A 20,345-nucleotide genomic window follows, 5' to 3' on the forward strand; every position below is an offset into this window, starting at 1 on the left:
CGAACATGACGAAGATGATCAACCCGCGCCCGCTGCGCGGGATCGTCTCCCTGCGCGCGAACGGCAGCGGCGACGTGGCCACCCTGATCGAGGCCTTGAACAAGGACTGGACCGAGTTCAAGGCCACCATGGCCGAGAAGGACAAGGAGATCACCAAGCGTTTCGACGACGTGGTGACGACCGAGAAGCTGGAGCGCATCAACTCCAGCGTCGGCGACCTGACCAAGGCCCTGGATGACGTGAACGCCAAGCTGGCGGGCATCACCCTCAACGGCAACGGGAACGACAAGGACGACCTGTCCGAGGCCGACCGCGAGTACCGCGCGACCTTCGAGGAGTGGTTCCGCTCCGGCGAGGGCGAGAGCAAGGTGAAGGCCGCCAACCGGGCCGGCGATATCACCGCCGCCTACTCCGTGGGCGACAGCGACAAGGGCGGCTACACGGCGCCCATCGAGTGGGATCGCACCATCACCGACAAGCGGGTGGAGATCTCCCCGATGCGTCGGTATGCGTCGAAGCAGAACGTCACCGGCCAGGGCTTCAAGAAGCTCTACAACGTGCACGGCACCACGTCGGGCTGGGTCGGCGAGACGAGCGAACGCGCCCAGACGGGCGGCTCGGCCCTGGTCGAGTATGCGTTCTCCTTCGGCGAGATCTACGCCATGCCGGCGGCGACGCAGCGCATCCTGGAGGACTCCGAGATCAACATCGCCGCGTGGCTCTCGGGCGAGGTGAACATCGAGTTCGCCGTCCAGGAGGGCGTGGCCTTCGTCTCGGGCGACGGCGTGAACAAGGCCAAGGGCGTCCTGAAGTACACCGCCACCGACGAGGCGGCCCTGCCGGCGGCGCAGCGCCACCCGCTCGGCCCGATCGCCGAGGTGCGGACGGGCAACGCCAACACCATCACCGCCGATGGCCTCGTGGATCTGATCTACGACCTGCCGGAGGATCGCTCGCAGGGGGCGGCGCTCTACGCCAACCGCAAGACCCACGCCACCATCCGCAAGATGAAGGACGGGCAGGGCAACTTCCTGTGGCAGGCGCCCTTCCAGGCGGGCCAGCCGGCGCAGGTTCTGGGGCAGCCGATCAACGAACTGTCCGGCCTGCCGGATGTGGCGGCGAACTCGATCCCGCTCATCTTCGGCAACATGGAGCAGGGCTACCGGATCTTCGACCGCGTCGGAATGTCGGTCCTGCGCGACCCCTACACCCAGAAGCCCTACGTGCTCTTCTACACCACCAAGCGCGTGGGCGGCGGCCTCTGGAACCCCGAGTGGCTGCGCTATCACCGCGTCGCGGCGCCGGCCGCCTGATGACGGCGGGGCGGGCTTCGGCCCGCTCCGGCCCTCCCTTTTCCCAGGAGACGACCAATGAAGTTCATCAAGCCGTTCCGCGGCGTGAAGGCCGGCGAGATCTACCCGACCGAGTTCAAGCCGGGCGACACGTGCCCCGACGAGCTGGCCGGCGCGGCCGAGGCGCTGGGCGCCTTGGAGGAAGCCAAGCCCGCGCCGAAGTCCAAGACCGAGAAGACCGAGGGCTGACCCATGGCCGCCGTCACCCTGGATGAAGCCAAGGCGCACCTCCGCGTGGACGGAGGCGCCGAGGACGCCGACCTCACGCTGAAGCTGATGGCGGCCGAGGATGCGGCGGCCCAGTACATCAACCGGCCCATCCCCTGGACGAACGCCGAGGGCCAGGCGGTGCCTGTTCCGGCGTCGGTGAAGGTCGCGATCCTGCTGATCCTCGGCGACCTCTACGCCAACCGTGAGGGCTCCGTGATCGGCAACGGCGTGGTGCGGGTGGAGAACTCCACAGTGGACATGCTGCTCGACCCCTACCGGCTGATGGGCTTCGCCTGATGCGGCGGCCGACCGCTGGCGAGCTGAACCGCCGGGTGCGGGTCCTGCGCCGGCAGGACTTCCCTGACAGCACGGACGGCATCACGCCCACGCACGACGAGATCGCCCAGGTGTGGGCAAAGATCGAGCCGGTGGGCGGCGCCATCCACTATGGGTCCGTGCAGACCGGCAACATGGTCACGCACCGGATCACCATCCGATACCGGACGGACATCACCGCCGAACACGAGATCCACCACGACGGCACCCGCTACCGCGTGAAGCGGACGGCGGCGCTGGGCGGCGGGCGCGAGTTCACGGTGATCGACGCGGAGGAGTTGGGCTCATGATCGAATTGCACGAGAAGCTGGTCGGTCACCGCCGCATCGACTTCGACCGGAAGAAGCTCCGGAAGGCGGTGCGCGAGGGCGCCAAGCTGGTGCGGCGCGAAGGCCGCAGGCTGGCCGGCAAGAAGGCCGGCGGCGGCAAGGCCTACAGGGTCTGGGGCGACATGCTGCACAAGGGCTCGGCGCCCGGTGAGGCCCCGACGAAGGTCACCGGCACGCTTCAGCGCAGCATCTTCTACCGGACGCTCGACGACAACGGCCTGTCCATGTCGGTGGGACCGGCCGCGCGGCGGGTCTTCTACGCCCGCTTCCTGGCCGCCGGCACCCAGAAGATGGCCGCGCGACCCTTCATGGGCGAGGCGCTGGAACGCACCGAAAGCCCCGTCCGCGATTTCCTGCGGGCCGGCCTGGAAGAGAGCCTGACCCCACGATGAACCTGTCCCTCATCATCACCCGCCTGCGGGAGCGCTGCCCGGTCTTTGGCCCCCGCGTTGCGGGCGCGGCGGAGTTCAAGGCCCTGCCCGAGACGGCCAACCTGCCGGTTCCGGCGGCCTACGTCCTGCCGCTCGACGACAAGGCGGAGCCGGTCAAGGAGCTGAACGAATTCCGGCAGGACATCCGCGACAGCTTCGCCGTCGTCGTGGTCGTCTCCAACAAGGGGGACGAGCGCGGGCAGGCCGCCGCGGCGGACCTGCACGCCATTCGGGCCGAACTCTGGCGCGCCCTGCTCGGCTGGGAGCCCGACACGGATTACGGCTGGATCGAGTACGAGGGCGGGGAGGTGGTCCACATGGACCGCGCCCGGCTCTACTACCAGTTCGAATTCGGCGCCGACTACACCATCGGCCCCGAAGAGACGGGCCAGGGTGCGGACCTCGACGCCCTGCCGGAGTTCCACGGCGCCGGCATCCGGATCGACGCCATCGACCCCGCCGACCCCAACCTCTCCCGCCCCGGGCCGGACGGCCGCATCGAGGCGGAAGCCGACTTCACCATCCCGACCACCTGAGGAGCCACGAATGTTCGTGAAGCCCGCCGCCGGATTGCTCGTGCGCGATCCGGTCAACAGGGAGCCTTTGCCCGCCGAAGGGCGCGAGGTCCCCGACGATCAGTTCTGGCACCGCCGTCTCGCTGACGGCGACGTGGTGCTGGCCAAGCCGCCCGCCACGAAGAAGGAGGCCTAAGCCATGGTCAGCTTCGCCAACACCCCGGCCAACCTCCGGGTCCCTCTGTTCTACGCCGAGGTGGACGGCTCCCAGGCCGGCTACTTCGCGCAGGATCAGCGCGCCCTCCTCATCGGCCAAAAGCTGGCCGCCGGCACCGCCCCCGTCAACGTGCCCGTCATGGTGTCCAGCGTGGACCAGGCCCGCGCGCTCGCCGGCGCAGGCTCCATGCTGGCCCTGATGGTCGCGGCCTACCGCCGCAACGACGACTTCGGCGCGGTCTGGATCCTGCCCTTGCAGGATGAGGCGGCCGGCGTTGCCGCGACCGGGACCGTCGCCCTGACCGGCACCGCGACCGCCGCCGGCACGCTGAGCCTCTACGTCGCCGGCCAGCTCGTCCGCCAGGGTGTCGCCATCGGCGCCACGGCCGCCGCCGTCGCCACGGCGCTCGCGGCCACCATCAACGCCCTGCCGGATCTTCCGGTGACAGCCGTGGCGGCGACGGGCACGGTCACCCTGACGGCCAAGCACAAGGGACTGCTCGGCAACGACATCGACGTGCGGCTCAACTACCGGGGTGGCGCCGGGGGCGAGCAGACGCCCGCCGGGCTGTCGGCGGTGGTCACGGCCATGGCGGGCGGCACGGCCAACCCGGTCCTGTCGTCGGCTCTGGCCGCGCTGGGCGACGAGGAGTTCGACTTCGTGGCCTGCCCCTACACCGACACCACGTCGCTGGACGCCATCAAGACGCTGATGGATGACCAGACGGGGCGGTGGTCCTGGTCGAAGCAGATCTACGGCCACGTGTTCAGCGCCAAGCGCGGCACCGTCGCGGCGCTCTCGACCTTCGGCAACGGGCGCAACGACCCGCACGTCTCGGTGATGGGCTACAACGACAGCCCGACGCCGCCGTGGGAGTGGGCCGCCGCCTTCGCCGCGCAGTCCGGCAAGGCCCTGCGCATCGACCCGGCCCGGCCCCTCCAGACGCTCTCCCTGGTGGGCGTCATGGCGGCCCCGGTGTCCAGCCGGTTCACGCTGTCGGAGCGCCAGATCCTGCTCTTCGACGGCATCGCCACGCACATGACCGGGCCGGACGGGACGGTGCGCATCGAGCGCGCCATCACGACCTACCAGACCAACGCCTTCGGCCAGACGGACCCGAGCTTCCTGGACGTGGAGACGAACTTCACGCTGGCGGCCATCATCCGCCGGATGCGGCAGGCGATCACCACGAAGTTCCCCCGCCACAAGCTGGCGAGCGACGGGACGAGCTTCGGCGCCGGACAGGCCATCGTCACGCCGAAGATCATCAAGGCGGAGCTGATCGCCCAGTACAGCCAGATGGAAGCGCTCGGGCTGGTCGAGAACATGGCCGCCTTCAAGGCCAACCTCATCGTGGAACGCAACCCGGACGATCCCAACCGGATCGACGTGCTCTACCCGCCGGATCTCGTGAACCAGCTCCGCGTCTTCGCGGTCCTGGCGCAGTTCCGGCTCCAGTATCAGGCCTAAGGAGGGCCAGACCCCATGGGAAAAAAAGTCGCGGGCACCTGCTACCTGAAGGTGGATGGCACCCAATACGCCCTGCGCGGCGGGCTGACCGTCTCGCCGGACGCCTTCGAGCGCGAGGGCATCGCCGGCATGGACGGCGTGCACGGCTACAAGGAGACGCCGCGGGTGCCGAGCATCGCGGCCGACCTGACGGACACCGATGGCCTGTCGCTGGAACGGCTGCTCGCCATCACCAATGCGACGGTCACGGCCGAGCTGGCGAACGGCAAGACCTACGTCCTGCGCGAGGCCTGGACCAAGGGTGCCCATGAACTCGACGCCGCCGAGGGGCAGGTGTCGGTGACGTTCGAGGGCGTGAAGTGCGAGGAGATGGCGGCATGACGACGGTGAACCTGAAGAAGCCGATCCAGGCGCATGGCGAGCAGGCGAAGAGCCTGACCTTCCGCGAGCCGAACGGCGACGACATCATGACGTGCGGCTACCCGCTCCAGATGCAGGGGGACGGGTCCTACACCCCGATTGCTGGGACGATCGGGAAGTACATCGCCCGCCTCGCCGGCATCCCGGCCAGTTCGGTCAAGACCCTCGGCCCGGCCGACTTTAACGCCTGCATGATGGCGATCATCCCTTTTTTCGGGGATGGGGATACGAGCCCGGTGCCGGAGAGCGAGGGCTGATCGAGCGCTTCTTCGACGTGGCGTGGGCCTGGAAGATGCAGCCCTCCGAGATGGGGCGGCTGACCATTTCCAGGCTCGTGCTGTACGAGGCGCAGACAGGCCGGATCGGGGAAGAGCTGAAGCAAAAGTAGGGTGGCTGATCGGGCCGCCCTTCTCGTTTTCTGGGGGGCCGCTATGGCTGGAAACTTTGCCCTGAAGGCCGTCATCTCCGTCGTCGATAAGGTGACGGGGCCGATGAAGGGGATCAACCGCTCCCTCTCAGGCATCGGCCGCCGCGTCGGTGAGATCGGCGCGGCCGGCATCGGCCTGGGGGCGGCGTTCGGGATCCAGCAAATCGCCTCCGACGCCATCAACTTCGAAGCGGCCATGGCGGGCGTCAAGAAGGTGGTGGACTTCCCCACGCCCGAAGCCTTCGCCCAGATGGGCGAGGACGTTCTGGGCCTGTCGAAGCGCATTCCCATGGCGGCCGAAGGACTGGCCGACATCGTGGCCGCCGCCGGCCAGTCGGGCATCGCGCGGGACGAGCTGCTCGGCTTTGCCGAGGACGCCGCGAAGATGGGCGTCGCCTTCGACCTGACGGCCGATGTGGCCGGCGACATGATGGCGAAGTGGCGCACCGCCTTCAAAATGGACCAGGGACAGGTCCGCGAACTGGCCGATCAGGTGAACTACCTCGGCAACACCGGTCCCGCCAACGCCGCCCAGATCAGCGATGTGGTGCGCCGCGTTGGTGCTCTGGGCGATGTTGCGGGCGTGCAGGCCAAGTACGTCGCCGCCCTCGGCGCGACGATGGTCGGCACGGGTGCGGAGTCCGAGGTGGCGGCGACCGCGACAAAGAACTTCATGCTCGCTCTGGTGAAGGGCGAGGCGGCGACGAAGGGCCAGAAAGAGGCCTTCGCGGCGATGGGCATCTCCACAACCTCGCTCGCCAAGGCCATGCAGAAGGACGCGACCGGCGCCATTCTCAAGGTGCTGGGCGCGCTCCAGAAGCTGCCGGAACACAAGCAGGCCGCCGCCATGAGCGAGCTGTTCGGGACGGAGAGCATCGGCGCCATTGCCCCGCTGCTGACCAACCTCGACCTGCTGCGCGACAACATCGGCAAGGTGAGCGACGCGACCAAGTACGGCGGCGCGATGCAGCGTGAATATGACGGGCAGGCGGATACGACCAAGAACAAGCTGGTGCTGCTGAACAACCAGTGGACCGCCCTCAAGATCACCCTGGGCAACTCGGTCCTGCCCATGCTGGGCGGGATGGTCGGGCCGCTCGGCGCCATCATCGACAAGGTGGCGATCCTGGCGAAGCAGAACCCGACCCTGGTCAAGTATGCCCTGGCCTTCCTCGGCATCGGCAGCGCCGTGGGTGTCGCTGTCGGGGCCATCGCGTTGGGGGCCGGCGCCTTCGCGGCGCTCGGTGCGGCGGCCCTGCCGATTGCCCTGATCGCCGCCGCGGTGATCGGGTTGGGGCTCGCGGCCTATGCCCTGTACGAGAACTGGGATGTGGTCGGGCCGTGGTTCAGCAAGCTCTGGGATGGTGTCCGCCAGACCTTCGACGGGTTCGTGCAGTTCGTGAAAGCCATCTTCACGGGCGACATGGATGCGGCGTGGGCCGGGCTGCAAGCCATGGCGAGCGGCTACATCGCCTTCTATTCCACGATCTGGAACGGCGTGAAGGCGGCCTTCAACGCCTTCGTGGGCTGGATCGACAGCACCTTTGGGACGGATCTGGCGGGCAGCCTCGCGGCTGGCTGGGCAGCGGCGCAGGCGGTGCTTGCCCCGATCGAGGCTTGGGCAACCGCGCTGTGGGGCAGCGTCCGGCAGATCTTCTCCGGCTTCACCGCCTTTGTGAAGGCGGTCTGGGCGGGCGACATGACCGCCGCCGTGGCCGCGCTCCGGGCGGTGTGGGATGGGCTGACCGGCTACTTCACCACGCTCTGGAACGGCATCACGGCGGTGGTGTCCGGCGCTGTGCCGAGGCTTCAAGCCCTGGTCGCAGGGTGGGTGCCGAAGCCGGTCATGGATGCCTGGGGCGCTGTGTCGGGCTTCTTCAAAGGGTTATGGGACGAGGTGACCGCGAGCTTCCAGAAGGCGTGGTCCTACATCGAGCCCATCGTGGCGAAGATTGCCGCCGCGGTGGATCTGGCGAAGGGCGCGGTGGGCATTGTCGGCGGTGCTGCGGGAGCCGTTACCGGTGCCGTATCCACAAGCGCGTCGGCCGTGAGCAATGCGGCGACCGGGGCGTGGAACTGGATGATCGGCGCTGATGAGGCGCCCGCCGCCACCAGCCCGGCTCCGGTCGCGCCCGCCCCGTCAGCGCCGGGCGTTGGTCCCAGCCCCGTGCTGGCAGCCGGGACGCAGGCGCAGCAGCTCCGGGGTGAGGTGAACGTGAACTTCTCCAACGTCCCGCAGGGGACGCGGGTGGAGGCGAGTTCCGAAAACCGGGGCGTCGATCTGAACCCGAATGTCGGGTACCGCTCCGTTTACTGAGGTGATCCATGGCATGGCGTGATCAGCTACGCCCCGCGAGCTTTCGCGGGGTGCCTTTCTGCGTGGACGGCGACGACCTCTCCGCCGGCCGGCGCGGGCAGGTCCACGAGTATCCTCAGCGCGACAAGCCCTATGTCGAGGACCTGGGGCGGGCCACGCGGCAAATCTCGATCACCGCCTATGTGATCGGGCCGGACTACATGGCCGCGCGGGACCGGCTGCTCGGGGCCATCGAGGAGGGCGGGCCGGGCGAGCTGGTCCATCCCATGTACGGCACCATGCAGGTGGCCGTTGTCGGCGAGTGCCGGGTGTCCCACAGCAAGGACGAGGGCGGCATGTGCCGCTTCAGCCTGTCCTTCACGGAGGCGGGCGAGCTGGCGTTCCCGGCCGCCTCCACCAACACGGCGGCGACGACGGGGATCAAGGCCCGCTCCCTGCGGCAGTCGTCGGTGCTGGACTTCGCCCGGCTGTTCTCCTTGCGCGGCATGCCCGACTTCGTGGGGGACGCGGCCAAGGCGGACGTGGACCGGGGCGTGGCGGCCCTCCGGAGCGCGGCAGGCCCGGCCGGCGGGACGGCGTGGACCGGGCGGGCGCAGCGGATGGAGGCCCAGGCCGGCACGCTCGTGCAGGACCCGGCGGCCCTGGCGGAGAGCGTCATGGATCTGGCCGCCGGGCTCGCCCCCGCTGACCAGGCCGTCAGCCCCACGGCGTTCGGTGCGTCCTTCCCGATGGGCGTGCCGGCGGCCCTGCCGGCGCTCTCCCGGCTGGCCGCCTACAGCCCGCAGTCGCCCGCCGTCGCACCCTCCACCCCGTCCCGCCGGCAGCAGGCCACCAACGCCATGGCCATCGGCGCGCTGTTCCGGCGGGCCGCCCTGGTGCAGATGGCGCACACCGTCGCGGCGGCCGACTGGCCCGTCTACGACGACGCGGTGCAGGTGCAGCGCACCGTTGCGGCGCAGATCGACGCGGAGGCCTCCCGCCCGGAGGTGGCGGACCCGGTGTTCCGGAGCCTGTCGGAACTGCGCATCGCCGTGGTGCGGGACATCGCGGCCCGCGCGCCCGGCTCGTCCCGGCTGGTCACCATCACGCCCGGGGCGGTCCTGCCCGCCGTGGTGCTGGCCTACGACCGGTACGAGGACGCGGAGCGGGGCGAGGAGATCGTGATCCGCAACCGCCTCCGCCATCCGGGCTTCGTGCCCGCGACTACTCTGCAGGTGCTGACATGAGCGACGACAACCGGGTGCGCGTGACCGTCAACGGCACCGATTTCGCCGGGTGGAAGAGCGTGCGGATCGCGGCGGGCATCGACCGTCAGGCCCGCGACTTCGACCTGTCGGTCACCGACGTCTGGCCGGGCTCCGATGTGGCCCGCCGGATCGGGCCGGGCGACGAGTGCAAGGTGTGGATCGGCGCCGACCTGGTGCTGACCGGCTATGTGGACGCCACCCCGATCAGCTACGACGCCAAGCAGGTGACGATCAGCGTCAAGGGGCGGAGCCGGACGGCCGATCTGGTGGACTGCTCGGCGCTGAACGAGCCCGGCCAGTGGAAGGCCCGCAAGGTAGAGCAGATCGCCGCCGACCTCGCCCGGCCCTACGGGGTGGAGGTGATCGCCGCGGTGGATACGGGGGAGCCGGTGGCGGATCACCAGCTCCAGCAGGGCGAGAGCGTGTTCGAGAGCATCGACCGCCTGCTGAAGGCGCGCGCCTTGCTGTCCACCGACGACGCGCAGGGCCGCATGATCCTCACCCGCGCCGGCTCCGACAAGGCGGGGACGGCCCTGGTGGTGAGCCAGAACATCCTGACCGGCTCGGCCGCGCTCGACTTCAAGGACCGCTACAGCGAATACGTCGTCAAGGGCCAGAAGGCGGTGACCGAGGACGATGCCGATGACGGGGGCGACGACGGGGATATCTCCCTCTCCCCGGTCGAGAAGGCGGCCCAGGTGAAGTCCACCCAGCCTGACAGCGGCATCAAGCGGCGGCGTGTCCTGCTGATCGTGGAGAGCGGCCAGCCGGACGGTGCCACGGCCCGCGACCGCGCCCGTTTCGAGGCGGCGCATCGGGCCGGCAAGAGCTACCAGACCACCTACACCGTGCAGGGCTGGCGGCAGGGCGACGGCAAGCTGTGGGTGCCCAACCAACTCGTCCAGATCAAGGACCCGATCATCGGCTTCGACATGGAGATGCTGATCGCGGAGGTGTCCTACAGCCTGTCGGAGTCCGGCACCACCACCACCCTGACCGTCGCCCCGAAGGCCGCCTACGAGCTGCTGCCCGAGACACCGGGCAGCAAGAAGAAGCGCAAGGGCGGCGGCAAGGAGCCGGCCCTCAATCCCCCGATCGTGGATTTCGGCTGATGGACAACCGGCCCTTCTCCAAGCTGGCCGCGCCCCTCAAGCGCGGGCTGGACATGATGCTGGCCCGCGCGGTCCTGACGGCGGTGTCCTCGGGCAAGATGCAGGTGGTGCAGGTCAATATCCTGGCCGGCGAGACCAAGGACGGGGTGGAGCATTTCGAGCCCTACGGCTGGACCAGCCACCCGCTGCCCGGTGCCGAGGCCGTGGTCGGCTTCGTCGGTGGCGACCGGTCGCATGGCATGGCGGTGGTGATCGCCGACCGGCGGCACCGGCCCTCCGACCTGAAGCCGGGCGAGGTGTGCGTCCACGACGACCTGAAGCAGGAGGTCCGCCTCACGCGCGAGGGCATCGTGATCAAGGGCGCCGGCCTGCCGATCACCATCGAGGACACGCCGAAGGTCCGGATGGAGACGCCATTGCTCGAGGTGACGGGCGAGGTGCGGGACCGCTGCGACAGCGACGGCCGGACCATGGCGGAGATGCGCGAGGTCTACAACGGCCACACCCATCCCGAGAACGACGGCGGCGGCCCGACAAGCTCCCCGAACCAAGGCATGTAGCCCATGACCTACTTCGCAACGGACCTGTCCGTCGTCATCGACGGGCGGCCGCTTTCGCTCGACCTCGTGCAGGGCGACCCGCTCGCCCGCGCGGTCATCATGTCGCTCTTCACCTGGCGCCGGGCCTTGCCCTCCGACGCCCTGCCGGCGGACCAGCGGCATGGCTGGTGGGGCGACACCTACCCCACGGCGCAGGGCGACCGCATCGGCTCCCGGCTGTGGCTGCTGAGCCGGGAGAAGTTGGTCCCCGACACCATCAACCGCGCCCGCGAATACGCCGAGGAGGCGCTTGCGTGGCTCATCGAAGACGGGGTGGCGATCCGGGTGGAGGTGACGGCGGAGCGGATGGGGCTCGACGGCCTGGCGCTGTCCTGCCGGATCTGGCGAGCCGATGGGACCGCCACAGCGCTCCGTTTCTCAGACGTGTGGAGGATCTTGAATGGCTGACACAGGTTTCGAGCGGCCAACCCTGGCCGACCTCATCGAGCAGACGCGGACCGACCTCCTGACGCGGCTGGCCCAGGACGAGCTGCTGCGCCGCGCCGACGTGGAGGTGCAGGCCCGCGTGCAGGCCGCCGCCCTCCACACCGTCTATGGCTTCGTGGATTACATCGCGCGCCAGATCCTCCCGCCGACCTCCGACACTGACGTGCTGGAGCGGCACGCGGCGTGGTGGGATGTGGCGCGCAAGCCGGCGGCGGTGGCATCCGGCACCGTCACGATGACGGCTACGGCGGGCACTGTGATCCCCGCCGGCACGGTGTTGCAGCGCGTCGGCGTCGGCGATTACCGGACCATGGCGGAGGTGGTCGCGCTCGACGCCGCGGCGTCGGTCCCGGTCGAGGCGGTGGAGCCGGGCGTGGCGGGCAACCTGCCGGCCGGCGCCCAGCTCCAACTAGTCAGCCCGATCCCCGGTGCCCAGTCCACCGCCGTCGTGGTGGATATCTCCGGCGGCGCCGACATCGAGACGGACGCGGCCCTGCTCGCCCGGCTGCAAGAGCGGGTGCGCCAGCCTCCGCACGGCGGCAACCGGCGCGACTACGAGGCCTGGGCCTTGGAGGTGCCGGGCGTCACCCGTGCCTGGGTCTACCGGCACCGGCAGGGGCTGGGCACCGTGGCCGTGGCCTTCGTGATGGACGGGCGGGCCAGCATCATCCCGACGCCCGACGAGGTGGCGGCGGTCCAGGCCTACATCGACGAGCGCCGGCCGGTGACGGCGGAGGTGGTGGTGTTCGCGCCGATCCCTGATCCGCTGGCCCTCTCCATCCGCCTGACCCCGGACACCACCGCCAACCGTGAGGCGGTGCTGGCGGAGCTGCGCGACTTCGTGGCCCGCGAGGCGGAGCCCGGCGGCACCCTCTACCTGTCCCGCCTGCGCGAGGCGATCAGCACGGCGGCGGGCGAGACCCGGCACGAGCTGCTGACCCCGGCCTCCGACGTGGTGGCAGCGACCGGGCATATCGCCGTGCTGGGTCCGATCACATGGGTGCCGTGATGCAGGCGACCGCAGACGACTACTACGGCCTGCTGCTCGGCCTGCGCCCGGTCGGCCCGGCCTGGCCCGAGGATGACGACCTCCTGCGCGCCGTGGCCGATGGGCTGGCCCGCGTCCACGCCCGGTCCCTCCGGCTGATCGAGGAAGCCGATCCCCGCACGGCGGCGGAACTGCTGCCCGAGTGGGAGGCCTTCGCCGGCCTGCCCGACGACTGCACGGCGGGCGTGGACCTGACGTTGGACGAGCGGCGCGCGGCCCTGGTGGCGCGCCTGACCGCACGCGGCGGGCAGTCCCGCGCCTACTTCCAGGGGCTGGCGGCGGCGGTCGGATACCCCGGCGCGGAGATCGTGGAGTTCCGGCCCTTCACGGTCGGCTCGTCCTGCGCCGACGCGATCAACCCGGACCCGTGGCGGCATGCGTGGCGCGTCCATGTCCCCGACGACGGCGGGCTGACCGTCTTCGACGCGGGCAGCGCCTGCACCGCCGGCCTGCGGGCCTGGGGACGCCCGCTTCTGGAATGCGCGATCCGGCGCGTGCAGCCCGCCCACGGACATGTGCTCTTCGGCTACGGGGCCGAGGAGGTTCCGCCTCCGCCCCAATCTGTCGTCCGCTGGGACGGCGGCGCCACCGTCTGGGACGACGGCAACACGGTTTGGGAGATCTGATCCATGGCAAGCAAAATGAACCCCGGCAAGCTTGGCGGCTCGTCGCCCCGCATCTCGGACCTTGTGGAGCAGCTCACGGTCGCGAAGCAGGAAATCGAGGAGGTGCAGGCCGTCATCGTGGGCGACCGCGTGACCACGACCAGCGGTGCCGCCTACCAGCTCCAGACCGTGAACGTGAACGCCGTCGTCGTGACCGGCAGCGCGGCGGCGAACACGGTCACGCTGCCGGCCGGCCTGATGACCCCCGGTCAGTCAATCGCCGTGGTGCAGTCCGGCGCCGGCCGCACGACCATCACCCCGGCGGCCGGCGTCACGATCAACAGCGTCAACGCCTCCGTGTCGGTGCCGGCCCAATGGCGGGCCGTGTCCCTGCTCTGCATCGCGCCCAACGCCTACGTCGCCTTGGGGGTCTAGGATGCTGCACTCCCTACGCGCCGGGCTCGCCTCCTCGCCGGCTGTCCTGGACCTGCCGTTTCTCGGAACGGAAACTCTCGACAGCCGCCTGACCTTCACCCGCGCCAGTGCCGGGACGCGCTTCGACGTGGCCGGCGTACTGCGGACGGCGGCGGTCAACGCGCCCCGCTTCGATTATGACCCGACGACGAAGGCGCCGCGCGGGCTGCTGATCGAGGAGGCGCGGACGAACTTCGCCCGAGGGTCTGGCGACCTGGGCGGCGCGTTTTACGGCAAGGGGCCGTCCGTCACCGTGATCAACGCGACCGCCGCAGCGCCGGACGGCACGGGCACGGCTCTGCGGTTGCAGTCCACCCAGCAGCCGAACTGCTACCTGACCACGGGCGCGGCTGGAGGTACGAACAATCTTAGTGTGGTGGCTGGGAGAACCTACGCGGCGTCGTTTTACGTGCGCGTCGTCTCCGGCCCGGTGGCTGGAAATGCTTTCAACATGCCGAAGTCAGACGGCAGTACGCGCACCGTCGTGGCGTCGTTCGCATCGCTCGGCGTCGTCGCCGATGGCCTTTGGCGGCGGGTGGCGGTGCCGTGGTACGCCGACACCACGAACGCCAGCTATGCCTTCTTCTTCTTTGAGTCGGTTCCTGCCGGCACCGTTTACGAAATCTGGGGGCTTCAATTCGAGGAAGGCACCTTCCCCACTTCCTACATCCCCACCACCACCGCAGCCGTCACCCGCGCCGCGGACGCGTGCTCCATGCCGCTGGCGAGCGTGCCGGGGTGGAATGAGAGTGAGGGAACAGCGGCGGTGGAGTTCCAGCGGAGCGCGGCCGTACCAGCCGCCTCAGTCTTGGCGACCGCTTTTGAGGTGGGGGACGGCAGCTACAGCAATCGCATCCTGGGGCTTGCCACCACAGCAGCCGCTGTTCGACTGGACGTGACAACTGGAGGGGCTTCGCAAGCCGCTATCAGCGCGGGCGCCTTCTCTCCGGGGGCGCCTCACCGTTTGGCTGGTGGGTGGAAGGCAAGCGACTTCGCGGCATCCCTAAATGGTGCGACGGCGGTGACCGATGCGGCCGGAACCGTTCCTGCCGTTACTAACCTGTACTTGGGCTGCCAAGGCGGTGGCGGGGGGTGTCTTAACGGCCACATCCGCCGCCTCGCCCTCTACAACCGCCGCCTCCCCAACGAACAGCTACAGGCGCTCACAGCCTGACCGCCCTGTCGCTCCGCTTCACCTCCGAAGCCGAGGCCTCGCGGCCCTAACCACCCTTTGAGAATGGGGATCACACATGCATCGCATTGACACGCCCAGCCGTGCGGAAAGCCTGCACGGCAACGGCAAGCACGGGTTCAAGGGCGGCAACCCTTCGACGGGCGAGGCCGCCACCCAGCTTGACGCCGACTGGTTCAACGCGGCCCAGGAAACGCTCCTGCACCCCATCGAAGCAGCGGGCCTCACGCCGCAGAAGGGCGACCACAGCCAGCTCACCCAGGCGATCCGCGCCCTAAGCTCCACGGCCCACGTGCGTCAGCCGCGCAACGTCACCCCGGCGGCTGGCGCCACCCAGGTGGGCGAGGTGCCGACGCTGACCGGCTCCGCCTACTACTCGCTCTACGGCATCCCGCAGGGCAGCGCGCGTTTCGAGATCAGCCAGAGCGAAACCTTCGCCAGCATCCTGCACACTGGCCTGGTCAACAGCGCGACCACCTCCTACACGGTCCCCAGCGGCGTTCTGTCGCCCAGCTCGGTCTACTTCTGGCGCGTCGCCTACAAGGACGCCGAGGGCAACTGGAGCCTGCCCTCCGCGCCGACCGGCTTCACCACGGGCGCGGTGTTCCAATACATCGCACAACCGTCGATCACCGCGCCGGCCAACAACGCGAGCGGCGTCTCCACCACGCCGACCATCACCTATTCGGCCTTCTCTGTCCTGGGCGGCGCCGACACGCACAACGCCACGCAGGTGCAGATCGCGAGCGACGAGGCGTTCACGTCGGTTATCCATGACAGCGGCATCGGACAACCCGGCACGGCCTACACTGTGCCGACCAACGCCGCCCTGCCGACGCTCTACATCCTCTATGTACGGGTGCGGCACCGGGGCGCCAACCTCGGCTGGTCGCAGTGGTCCCCGTCCATCCGCTTCCAGGTGCAGGCCAAACCGGCCGCACCCGTCAACCTGTCGCCCGCCAACGGGGCGACGAACGTGCCGCTCGGCGGCCCCTTGCAGACCTCCAGCTTCGCCGTGCCGGGCAGCTCGGACACGCACGTCGCCACGCAATGGCAGATCGCTTCGGATGCGGCTTTCACCGCCATCCTCCATGACAGCGGCGACAGCTCGTCCCTGCTGTCCTACACGATCCCGCCCTCTGCGAACCTGCCGGCGCTGACGACCTGCTACTGGCGGGCACGGCACAAGGGCGGCTCGACCGGGTACGGGAATTGGTCCGCCGTTACGTCCTACGCCACGGCCTCTCCATCGGGCTCGCAGGCATGGACCACGCCGGGCACCTACAACTTCCAGGTCCCGCCGGGCGTGTACGAGGTCAGCGCCGTGACGGTCGGTGCCGGTGCCGGCGGCGGAGGCGACGGCAGGTCCGGCGGCGGCGGCGGGCTTCGTTGGGGCACCTTCTCGGTCAACCCCGGCGACATCATCCCCATCACGGTTGGCGACTCCGCCGCTGGTGTGAGCGGCCAGTCCTCAAGCTTCGGCGCCCTCATGACCGCATACGGCGGCGCCTTCGGCGGCGCGGGCGGTGGCGGCACCGGCGGCCAGGGTGGCGGCACCGGCGGCAGCGGCGTCACGGCGGGTCAGGGCAACTTTCCTGGCGGCGGCGGCGCGGCCGGCTACGACGGCAACGGCGGCGCCGGAGGGGTTAGCGGTGCCGCCGCTGGTAGCGGCGGCGGAGGCGGCGGCGGCAACGCGCGTGTGGGCGGCGGTGGCGTCGGTATCTTCGGGAAGGGCACGAATGGCGCCGCAGATGGTGGCGGCGGTTCCGGTGGCGGCGGCGGAAGCGCCCAGACCGGCGGCTCCTACGGTGGCGGCGGTCCCGTTGACTTTGCCGGCGGCAACGGCGCGGTCCGCGTGATCTGGGGGCCGGGCCGCTCCTATCCCAACAACGCAGCGTAAAGGAGGCAGCCATGTGGGCTCGCATTCAGGACGGCGCGTGCGCCGAGTTCACGACGACCGATCCGGCAGGCCGGTTCCACCCGGACGTGCTATGGGCTGAGGTGCCCCAGTCCCTCCGCCCCTGGGTTGATACCAACTACCTGTGTGGCGAGGCGGGCACGATCACCCCTCCGTCCCTGGCCTACATCAAGGACCAGGCCAAGGCGCTCCTCGTTGCCCGCCGCTGGAAGGAGGAAACCGCTGGCGCCCTCCTGCCGGGCGGTGGCCGCGTGCCGTCCCAGGACCGGGACAAGACCATGCTCGGAGGCGCCCGTGAGAAGGCGCTGGAAGAGGTGGAGGAAGCCATCGCCGCGGCGCTCGCCGCCGGGCGCACCGCCGAGGAAGGCCGGGCGGAAGGGCTGGCGATCACGCACACGCTCGACATGGGCGGCGTGCCGTTCAGCGCGACCAACGGCCAGTTCATCCTCATGGCCCGCGCGCAGGCCAACCACGTGCAGGGATGCTTCGACCGCTGGGGCGACATCTGGCGCGCCTTGGACGCCGCCCCGACCTGGGAGGACGTGGTGACGGTCTACGCGGCGGAGATCGACAAGGGCTGGCCGGGGCATGTGGTGCCGACGCCGCCGGCCGAGCCGGAGCCCGAGCCCGAGGAACCCGCCCCGGAAGATCCGCCGCCTGAACCCGCCGAGCCCGAGACGGCCTGACCGTCACCACCCGCCAACCACGATGAGGCCCGCCACCCCGGCGGGCCTTCTGCATTTCTGGAAGGACACCATGATGGACCCCATCACCCTCATCCTTGACGACGTGATCCGCCGGGAGGGCGGCTATGTCGATCACCCGGCGGACAAGGGCGGCCCCACGAAGTTCGGCATCACGCACACGACCCTGGCGAAGTGGCGCGGGCGACCGGTCACCGCCGACGACGTGTACCGGCTGAGCGAGGCGGAAGCCCGCCAGATCTACCGTGCCCGCTACGTGGTCGATCCCGGCTACGACGGCATCCGCGACCAGCGGCTGGCCGGGCTGGTGGTGGACTGCGGCGTCCTCTACGGCGCCGATGGCGACGATGCGTCGAAGTGGCTACAGGAGGCCGCCAACCAGCTCGGCGCCGGGCTGAAGGTGGACGGGCAGGCCGGCCCCAAGACCATCGCCGCCGTCAACGCGCTCGACCCGCGTGAGATGTATGTCCGCGTCTGCGCGCTCCGGCTCCGGAAGATGGGGCGCGTCATCACCGACGACGCCAGGACGCGGAAGCGGGTGGCTGACCAGGCGCTCAACGCCGCCGGCTGGTCCAACCGGCTGGCCGACCTGATGCTGACCTGACCACAACCGCCGGTACCCGATTTGACGAGTGAATCATTTCGGGGGAAATCGGGCTTTCTGCAGGACGCAAACCCAGCTTTTCAAGGCCATCGCCCATGGATTTGGGGTGTGATCCGGCAGCAAGGAAATCAGTACCGGAAGTTGCAACTGACCCGCCCGCCGGCATCCCGCCGCGCGGGCTTTTCTTTTGCCCAAGGAGGCACCCATGGACGTCACCACCATCGCCAAGGGCGGCATGCTCCGCCAGCACAAGGGCAAGGTCACGGCGGCCGTCGTCGTGATCCTGGCCGTGGCCGACTACCTCACCGGCGCCACGGACCTGACCGGCGCCATCACGCGCATGGTGCCGGCGCTGCTCGGCAGCCTGTAACCCCATGCCCAGCCGGACGGCCCCTATGCGGTCGTCCGGTGCGTCTAGTAAGGCGAAAATACCACTAAGTAACGTTGCGTCATCATCTGAGTCATGCAATAATGATTACGTTACATTCGTGAAACACGAAGGTATGCCCGTCCATGAAGCAAAATATAATGGTCGTTGACGACGACCCACTGATTGCGATGTCAATGGAAGCGATTATTGGGTCGCACGGGTATTCTGTCGTCGTGTGTGATAACGGCGTGGACGCGTTGTCGTATTATGTAGAGAACCCACAGGACTTGGTGATAACGGACGCGCGAATGCCAAAGCTAGGCGGTGTGGATTTAACGCGCGAACTCCTCAAGCGCAATCCCCACCTTCCGGTGATCATTATATCCGGTTACTCGGATATAGTTGCGGATGAGGATTGGAAAAAAGTCATCATTCTTCGGAAGCCGGTTGATGCCCGCGAAATAATGTTTAGTATAGGGCAACTATTTTCATTGCCATGACGCGGTTCTAACGGGGCCTTCCAGCCTATGCACACACCCTTTCACGGCCAAAAGGCGCCATCTCACATGCGCATAGCCTCACAAGAATTGCCCGGCCGTCCCGGCTACTATGCCGTCGTGGTTTTTGCGCCAGACGGTGAGGTAGTCGCAACCCTTGCCGGTCCCTTCAAAGGAGACAAGGAAGCCAACAGGGTGGCGAAGGTCGAGCGGAAGAAGCTGGACCGGGCGGGGCTTGGAGTGCGGCGATAGTGATGCTTCTGTTGTGTCAGTAGGTGGGCGTGGAGTGCCTTAGCTAGATCCAATAGACCCGCTCATGCTCAAACGTCTTGATCAGCTGTGACAAAAGGCGTCCTTTCACATCCATGTAGCCATGCGTGTCGTAGGTAGGCCTTGGACAGAGACTCATTCGGCTGGCGCAGGTTCTGAGCCCATGAAAGTTAACGTTCCAGAAGAGGCCGCAGAACTGCGGGGAAGCACACAGCGGGCCTTAGAGGCAGCGGTGCGTGCGAGAGGTTATGCTGAAGAGGCCAAGTCTCACGCTCTTGAGATGCAGCTCCGGCTTCGGAACTTTCGGGCTTACATTGATGCAGCTTACAGAGAGCTGTTCCCGGATGATCCCAGGATATGACGGGGCTCGGCTGGATGCAGCTATGGGGAACGAGTGAGGCGTAAGAGGGCTGCCGCTTACCCATCGACAAAGAAAGTAAAGTGCGAGGGTAGAGCCCAGAGCATCGGAGAAAGGGTGGCCCGCCGCTGAACGCCGGCGATGCGGCGGGCCTGTCGCTTGCTAAGCCGGATGCAAACCTAACAAGAGGCATCTTCAGATTAAGGCATGTCTTGGCTTCCTGCACACAGGCAGAATTGGTAGCACGCTCCTGAATGAACCCGCACAAAGGGCCATTCATGCTCCAATTGGAGAGGTTGCCCCTCCAGTCATTTCAACTCGGACCGTACACAAGCTCCAGCCAGATAGCGTAGCCACGTTCCGTTAGTATCCACGCCTCAGGATCAGACATTCTGGTAACCAACCCGAGGGCGGAGAGTTGTCGAACAACGGCGTCAGAAGGCGATGCGAGCGAGCGCCTTGTTGGGTCCGCTGTGAGAAGCCACAATCTTTGCTCATGGCTTAAATCTGATAATTTCATGAACGCCTCCCTGGTTCATGAACGCCTCTATGACCTCCGACAGAACTGCTTGCGAAAACCAGCCTGTATCGGAGCCAAGCTTGAGCAACGGAAATGGCCCGCCCTGCGGATGGTCAGGGCGGGCCAGAGAGTCGCTGAGGTCCACTTAGGCATCCCGCCGCAATAGGATGCCGTAACCATCATGGACCTGTATGAAGGCATGCAGATCCGGAAAGACTCGATGGCTCGCGCCTTGACGCATGCAAAAAATACCCGCCTCCCTGGTCGGTGAGGCGGGCAAGGTGAAGTCTCTGAACAGCGGTGCCTCCCGGCGGATGCAACGCCACCTTCATGCTGCCCCCGATAACCGAAGCCAT

The 20,345-nt window shown here is 68.3% G+C and carries 24 protein-coding genes; all 24 read left to right on the forward strand.

Annotated features, from left to right (window positions below; all coding sequences use genetic code 11):
- The first annotated feature begins 5 nt into the window (after window positions 1–5).
- The 24 genes from JUB11_RS11370 to JUB11_RS11485 all read left to right on the forward strand — a co-directional run bounded on the left by JUB11_RS11370 (window position 6) and on the right by JUB11_RS11485 (window position 18,844).
- Window positions 6–1,313 (forward strand): phage major capsid protein, encoded by a 1,308-nt coding sequence (locus tag JUB11_RS11370; protein WP_207458647.1) that lies wholly within the window; start codon window positions 6–8, stop codon window positions 1,311–1,313.
- 57 nt (window positions 1,314–1,370) lie between these two features.
- Entirely contained in the window at window positions 1,371–1,541 is a 171-nt protein-coding gene (locus JUB11_RS11375) for a hypothetical protein (RefSeq protein WP_207458648.1), read from the forward strand.
- 3 nt (window positions 1,542–1,544) lie between these two features.
- Complete coding sequence (locus JUB11_RS11380; RefSeq protein WP_207458649.1) at window positions 1,545–1,859, forward strand: head-tail connector protein; 315 nt, start codon at window positions 1,545–1,547, stop codon at window positions 1,857–1,859.
- Window positions 1,859–2,188, forward strand: a complete 330-nt coding sequence (locus tag JUB11_RS11385; protein ID WP_207458650.1) for a phage head closure protein — start codon at window positions 1,859–1,861, stop codon at window positions 2,186–2,188. Before JUB11_RS11380 ends, JUB11_RS11385 begins: the two co-directional genes overlap by 1 nt.
- On the forward strand, window positions 2,185–2,619 hold the full coding sequence (locus JUB11_RS11390) for an HK97-gp10 family putative phage morphogenesis protein (RefSeq protein ID WP_207458651.1): 435 nt from the start codon (window positions 2,185–2,187) through the stop codon (window positions 2,617–2,619). The genes JUB11_RS11385 and JUB11_RS11390 overlap by 4 nt, the downstream gene beginning before the upstream one ends.
- Window positions 2,616–3,194 (forward strand): hypothetical protein, encoded by a 579-nt coding sequence (locus JUB11_RS11395; protein WP_207458652.1) that lies wholly within the window; start codon window positions 2,616–2,618, stop codon window positions 3,192–3,194. Before JUB11_RS11390 ends, JUB11_RS11395 begins: the two co-directional genes overlap by 4 nt.
- Before the next feature lie 10 nt (window positions 3,195–3,204).
- On the forward strand, window positions 3,205–3,369 hold the full coding sequence (locus JUB11_RS11400) for a DUF2635 domain-containing protein (RefSeq protein WP_207458653.1): 165 nt from the start codon (window positions 3,205–3,207) through the stop codon (window positions 3,367–3,369).
- 3 nt (window positions 3,370–3,372) lie between these two features.
- On the forward strand, window positions 3,373–4,860 hold the full coding sequence (locus tag JUB11_RS11405) for a phage tail sheath subtilisin-like domain-containing protein (protein ID WP_207458654.1): 1,488 nt from the start codon (window positions 3,373–3,375) through the stop codon (window positions 4,858–4,860).
- A gap of 15 nt (window positions 4,861–4,875) precedes the next feature.
- Window positions 4,876–5,241: a phage tail tube protein gene (locus JUB11_RS11410; RefSeq protein ID WP_207458655.1), complete on the forward strand. Its 366-nt coding sequence runs from the start codon at window positions 4,876–4,878 to the stop codon at window positions 5,239–5,241.
- Window positions 5,238–5,537 carry a phage tail assembly protein gene (locus tag JUB11_RS11415; RefSeq protein ID WP_207458656.1) on the forward strand — a complete coding sequence of 100 codons (300 nt, stop codon included), beginning with the start codon at window positions 5,238–5,240 and terminating at the stop codon, window positions 5,535–5,537. The genes JUB11_RS11410 and JUB11_RS11415 overlap by 4 nt, the downstream gene beginning before the upstream one ends.
- A gap of 174 nt (window positions 5,538–5,711) precedes the next feature.
- Window positions 5,712–8,024 carry a phage tail tape measure protein gene (locus JUB11_RS11420; protein ID WP_207458657.1) on the forward strand — a complete coding sequence of 771 codons (2,313 nt, stop codon included), beginning with the start codon at window positions 5,712–5,714 and terminating at the stop codon, window positions 8,022–8,024.
- Between the two features lie 8 nt (window positions 8,025–8,032).
- On the forward strand, window positions 8,033–9,250 hold the full coding sequence (locus tag JUB11_RS11425) for a DNA circularization N-terminal domain-containing protein (protein ID WP_247886990.1): 1,218 nt from the start codon (window positions 8,033–8,035) through the stop codon (window positions 9,248–9,250).
- Entirely contained in the window at window positions 9,247–10,383 is a 1,137-nt protein-coding gene (locus JUB11_RS11430; RefSeq protein ID WP_207458659.1) for a phage baseplate assembly protein, read from the forward strand. The genes JUB11_RS11425 and JUB11_RS11430 overlap by 4 nt, the downstream gene beginning before the upstream one ends.
- Window positions 10,383–10,943 carry a phage baseplate assembly protein V gene (locus JUB11_RS11435; protein WP_207458660.1) on the forward strand — a complete coding sequence of 187 codons (561 nt, stop codon included), beginning with the start codon at window positions 10,383–10,385 and terminating at the stop codon, window positions 10,941–10,943. The genes JUB11_RS11430 and JUB11_RS11435 overlap by 1 nt, the downstream gene beginning before the upstream one ends.
- Window positions 10,944–10,946: 3 nt before the next feature.
- The gene (locus JUB11_RS11440; protein ID WP_207458661.1) at window positions 10,947–11,390 is read left to right on the forward strand and encodes a phage GP46 family protein; all 444 of its coding nucleotides are present in this window, start codon (window positions 10,947–10,949) and stop codon (window positions 11,388–11,390) included.
- Complete coding sequence (locus JUB11_RS11445; protein ID WP_207458662.1) at window positions 11,383–12,438, forward strand: baseplate J/gp47 family protein; 1,056 nt, start codon at window positions 11,383–11,385, stop codon at window positions 12,436–12,438. The genes JUB11_RS11440 and JUB11_RS11445 overlap by 8 nt, the downstream gene beginning before the upstream one ends.
- A complete protein-coding gene (locus tag JUB11_RS11450) occupies window positions 12,438–13,103 on the forward strand; it encodes a putative phage tail protein (RefSeq protein ID WP_207458663.1) in 666 nt (221 codons plus the stop codon). The genes JUB11_RS11445 and JUB11_RS11450 overlap by 1 nt, the downstream gene beginning before the upstream one ends.
- A gap of 3 nt (window positions 13,104–13,106) precedes the next feature.
- On the forward strand, window positions 13,107–13,517 hold the full coding sequence (locus JUB11_RS11455; RefSeq protein ID WP_207458664.1) for a hypothetical protein: 411 nt from the start codon (window positions 13,107–13,109) through the stop codon (window positions 13,515–13,517).
- A 1-nt stretch (window position 13,518) separates the two neighbouring features.
- Window positions 13,519–14,730, forward strand: a complete 1,212-nt coding sequence (locus JUB11_RS11460; RefSeq protein WP_207458665.1) for a hypothetical protein — start codon at window positions 13,519–13,521, stop codon at window positions 14,728–14,730.
- A gap of 76 nt (window positions 14,731–14,806) precedes the next feature.
- A complete protein-coding gene (locus JUB11_RS11465) occupies window positions 14,807–16,648 on the forward strand; it encodes a hypothetical protein (RefSeq protein ID WP_207458666.1) in 1,842 nt (613 codons plus the stop codon).
- Between the two features lie 11 nt (window positions 16,649–16,659).
- Entirely contained in the window at window positions 16,660–17,352 is a 693-nt protein-coding gene (locus JUB11_RS11470; RefSeq protein WP_207458667.1) for a hypothetical protein, read from the forward strand.
- A gap of 70 nt (window positions 17,353–17,422) precedes the next feature.
- Window positions 17,423–17,974 (forward strand): glycosyl hydrolase 108 family protein, encoded by a 552-nt coding sequence (locus JUB11_RS11475; RefSeq protein ID WP_207458668.1) that lies wholly within the window; start codon window positions 17,423–17,425, stop codon window positions 17,972–17,974.
- Window positions 17,975–18,179: 205 nt separating this feature from the next.
- On the forward strand, window positions 18,180–18,344 hold the full coding sequence (locus JUB11_RS11480) for a hypothetical protein (RefSeq protein WP_207458669.1): 165 nt from the start codon (window positions 18,180–18,182) through the stop codon (window positions 18,342–18,344).
- Window positions 18,345–18,502: 158 nt separating this feature from the next.
- Window positions 18,503–18,844: a response regulator gene (locus JUB11_RS11485; RefSeq protein WP_207458670.1), complete on the forward strand. Its 342-nt coding sequence runs from the start codon at window positions 18,503–18,505 to the stop codon at window positions 18,842–18,844.
- Window positions 18,845–20,345 lie beyond the last annotated feature (1,501 nt).

Source organism: Azospirillum sp. SYSU D00513 (assembly GCF_017356015.1).
In the GTDB taxonomy this organism is placed as follows: domain Bacteria; phylum Pseudomonadota; class Alphaproteobacteria; order Azospirillales; family Azospirillaceae; genus Azospirillum.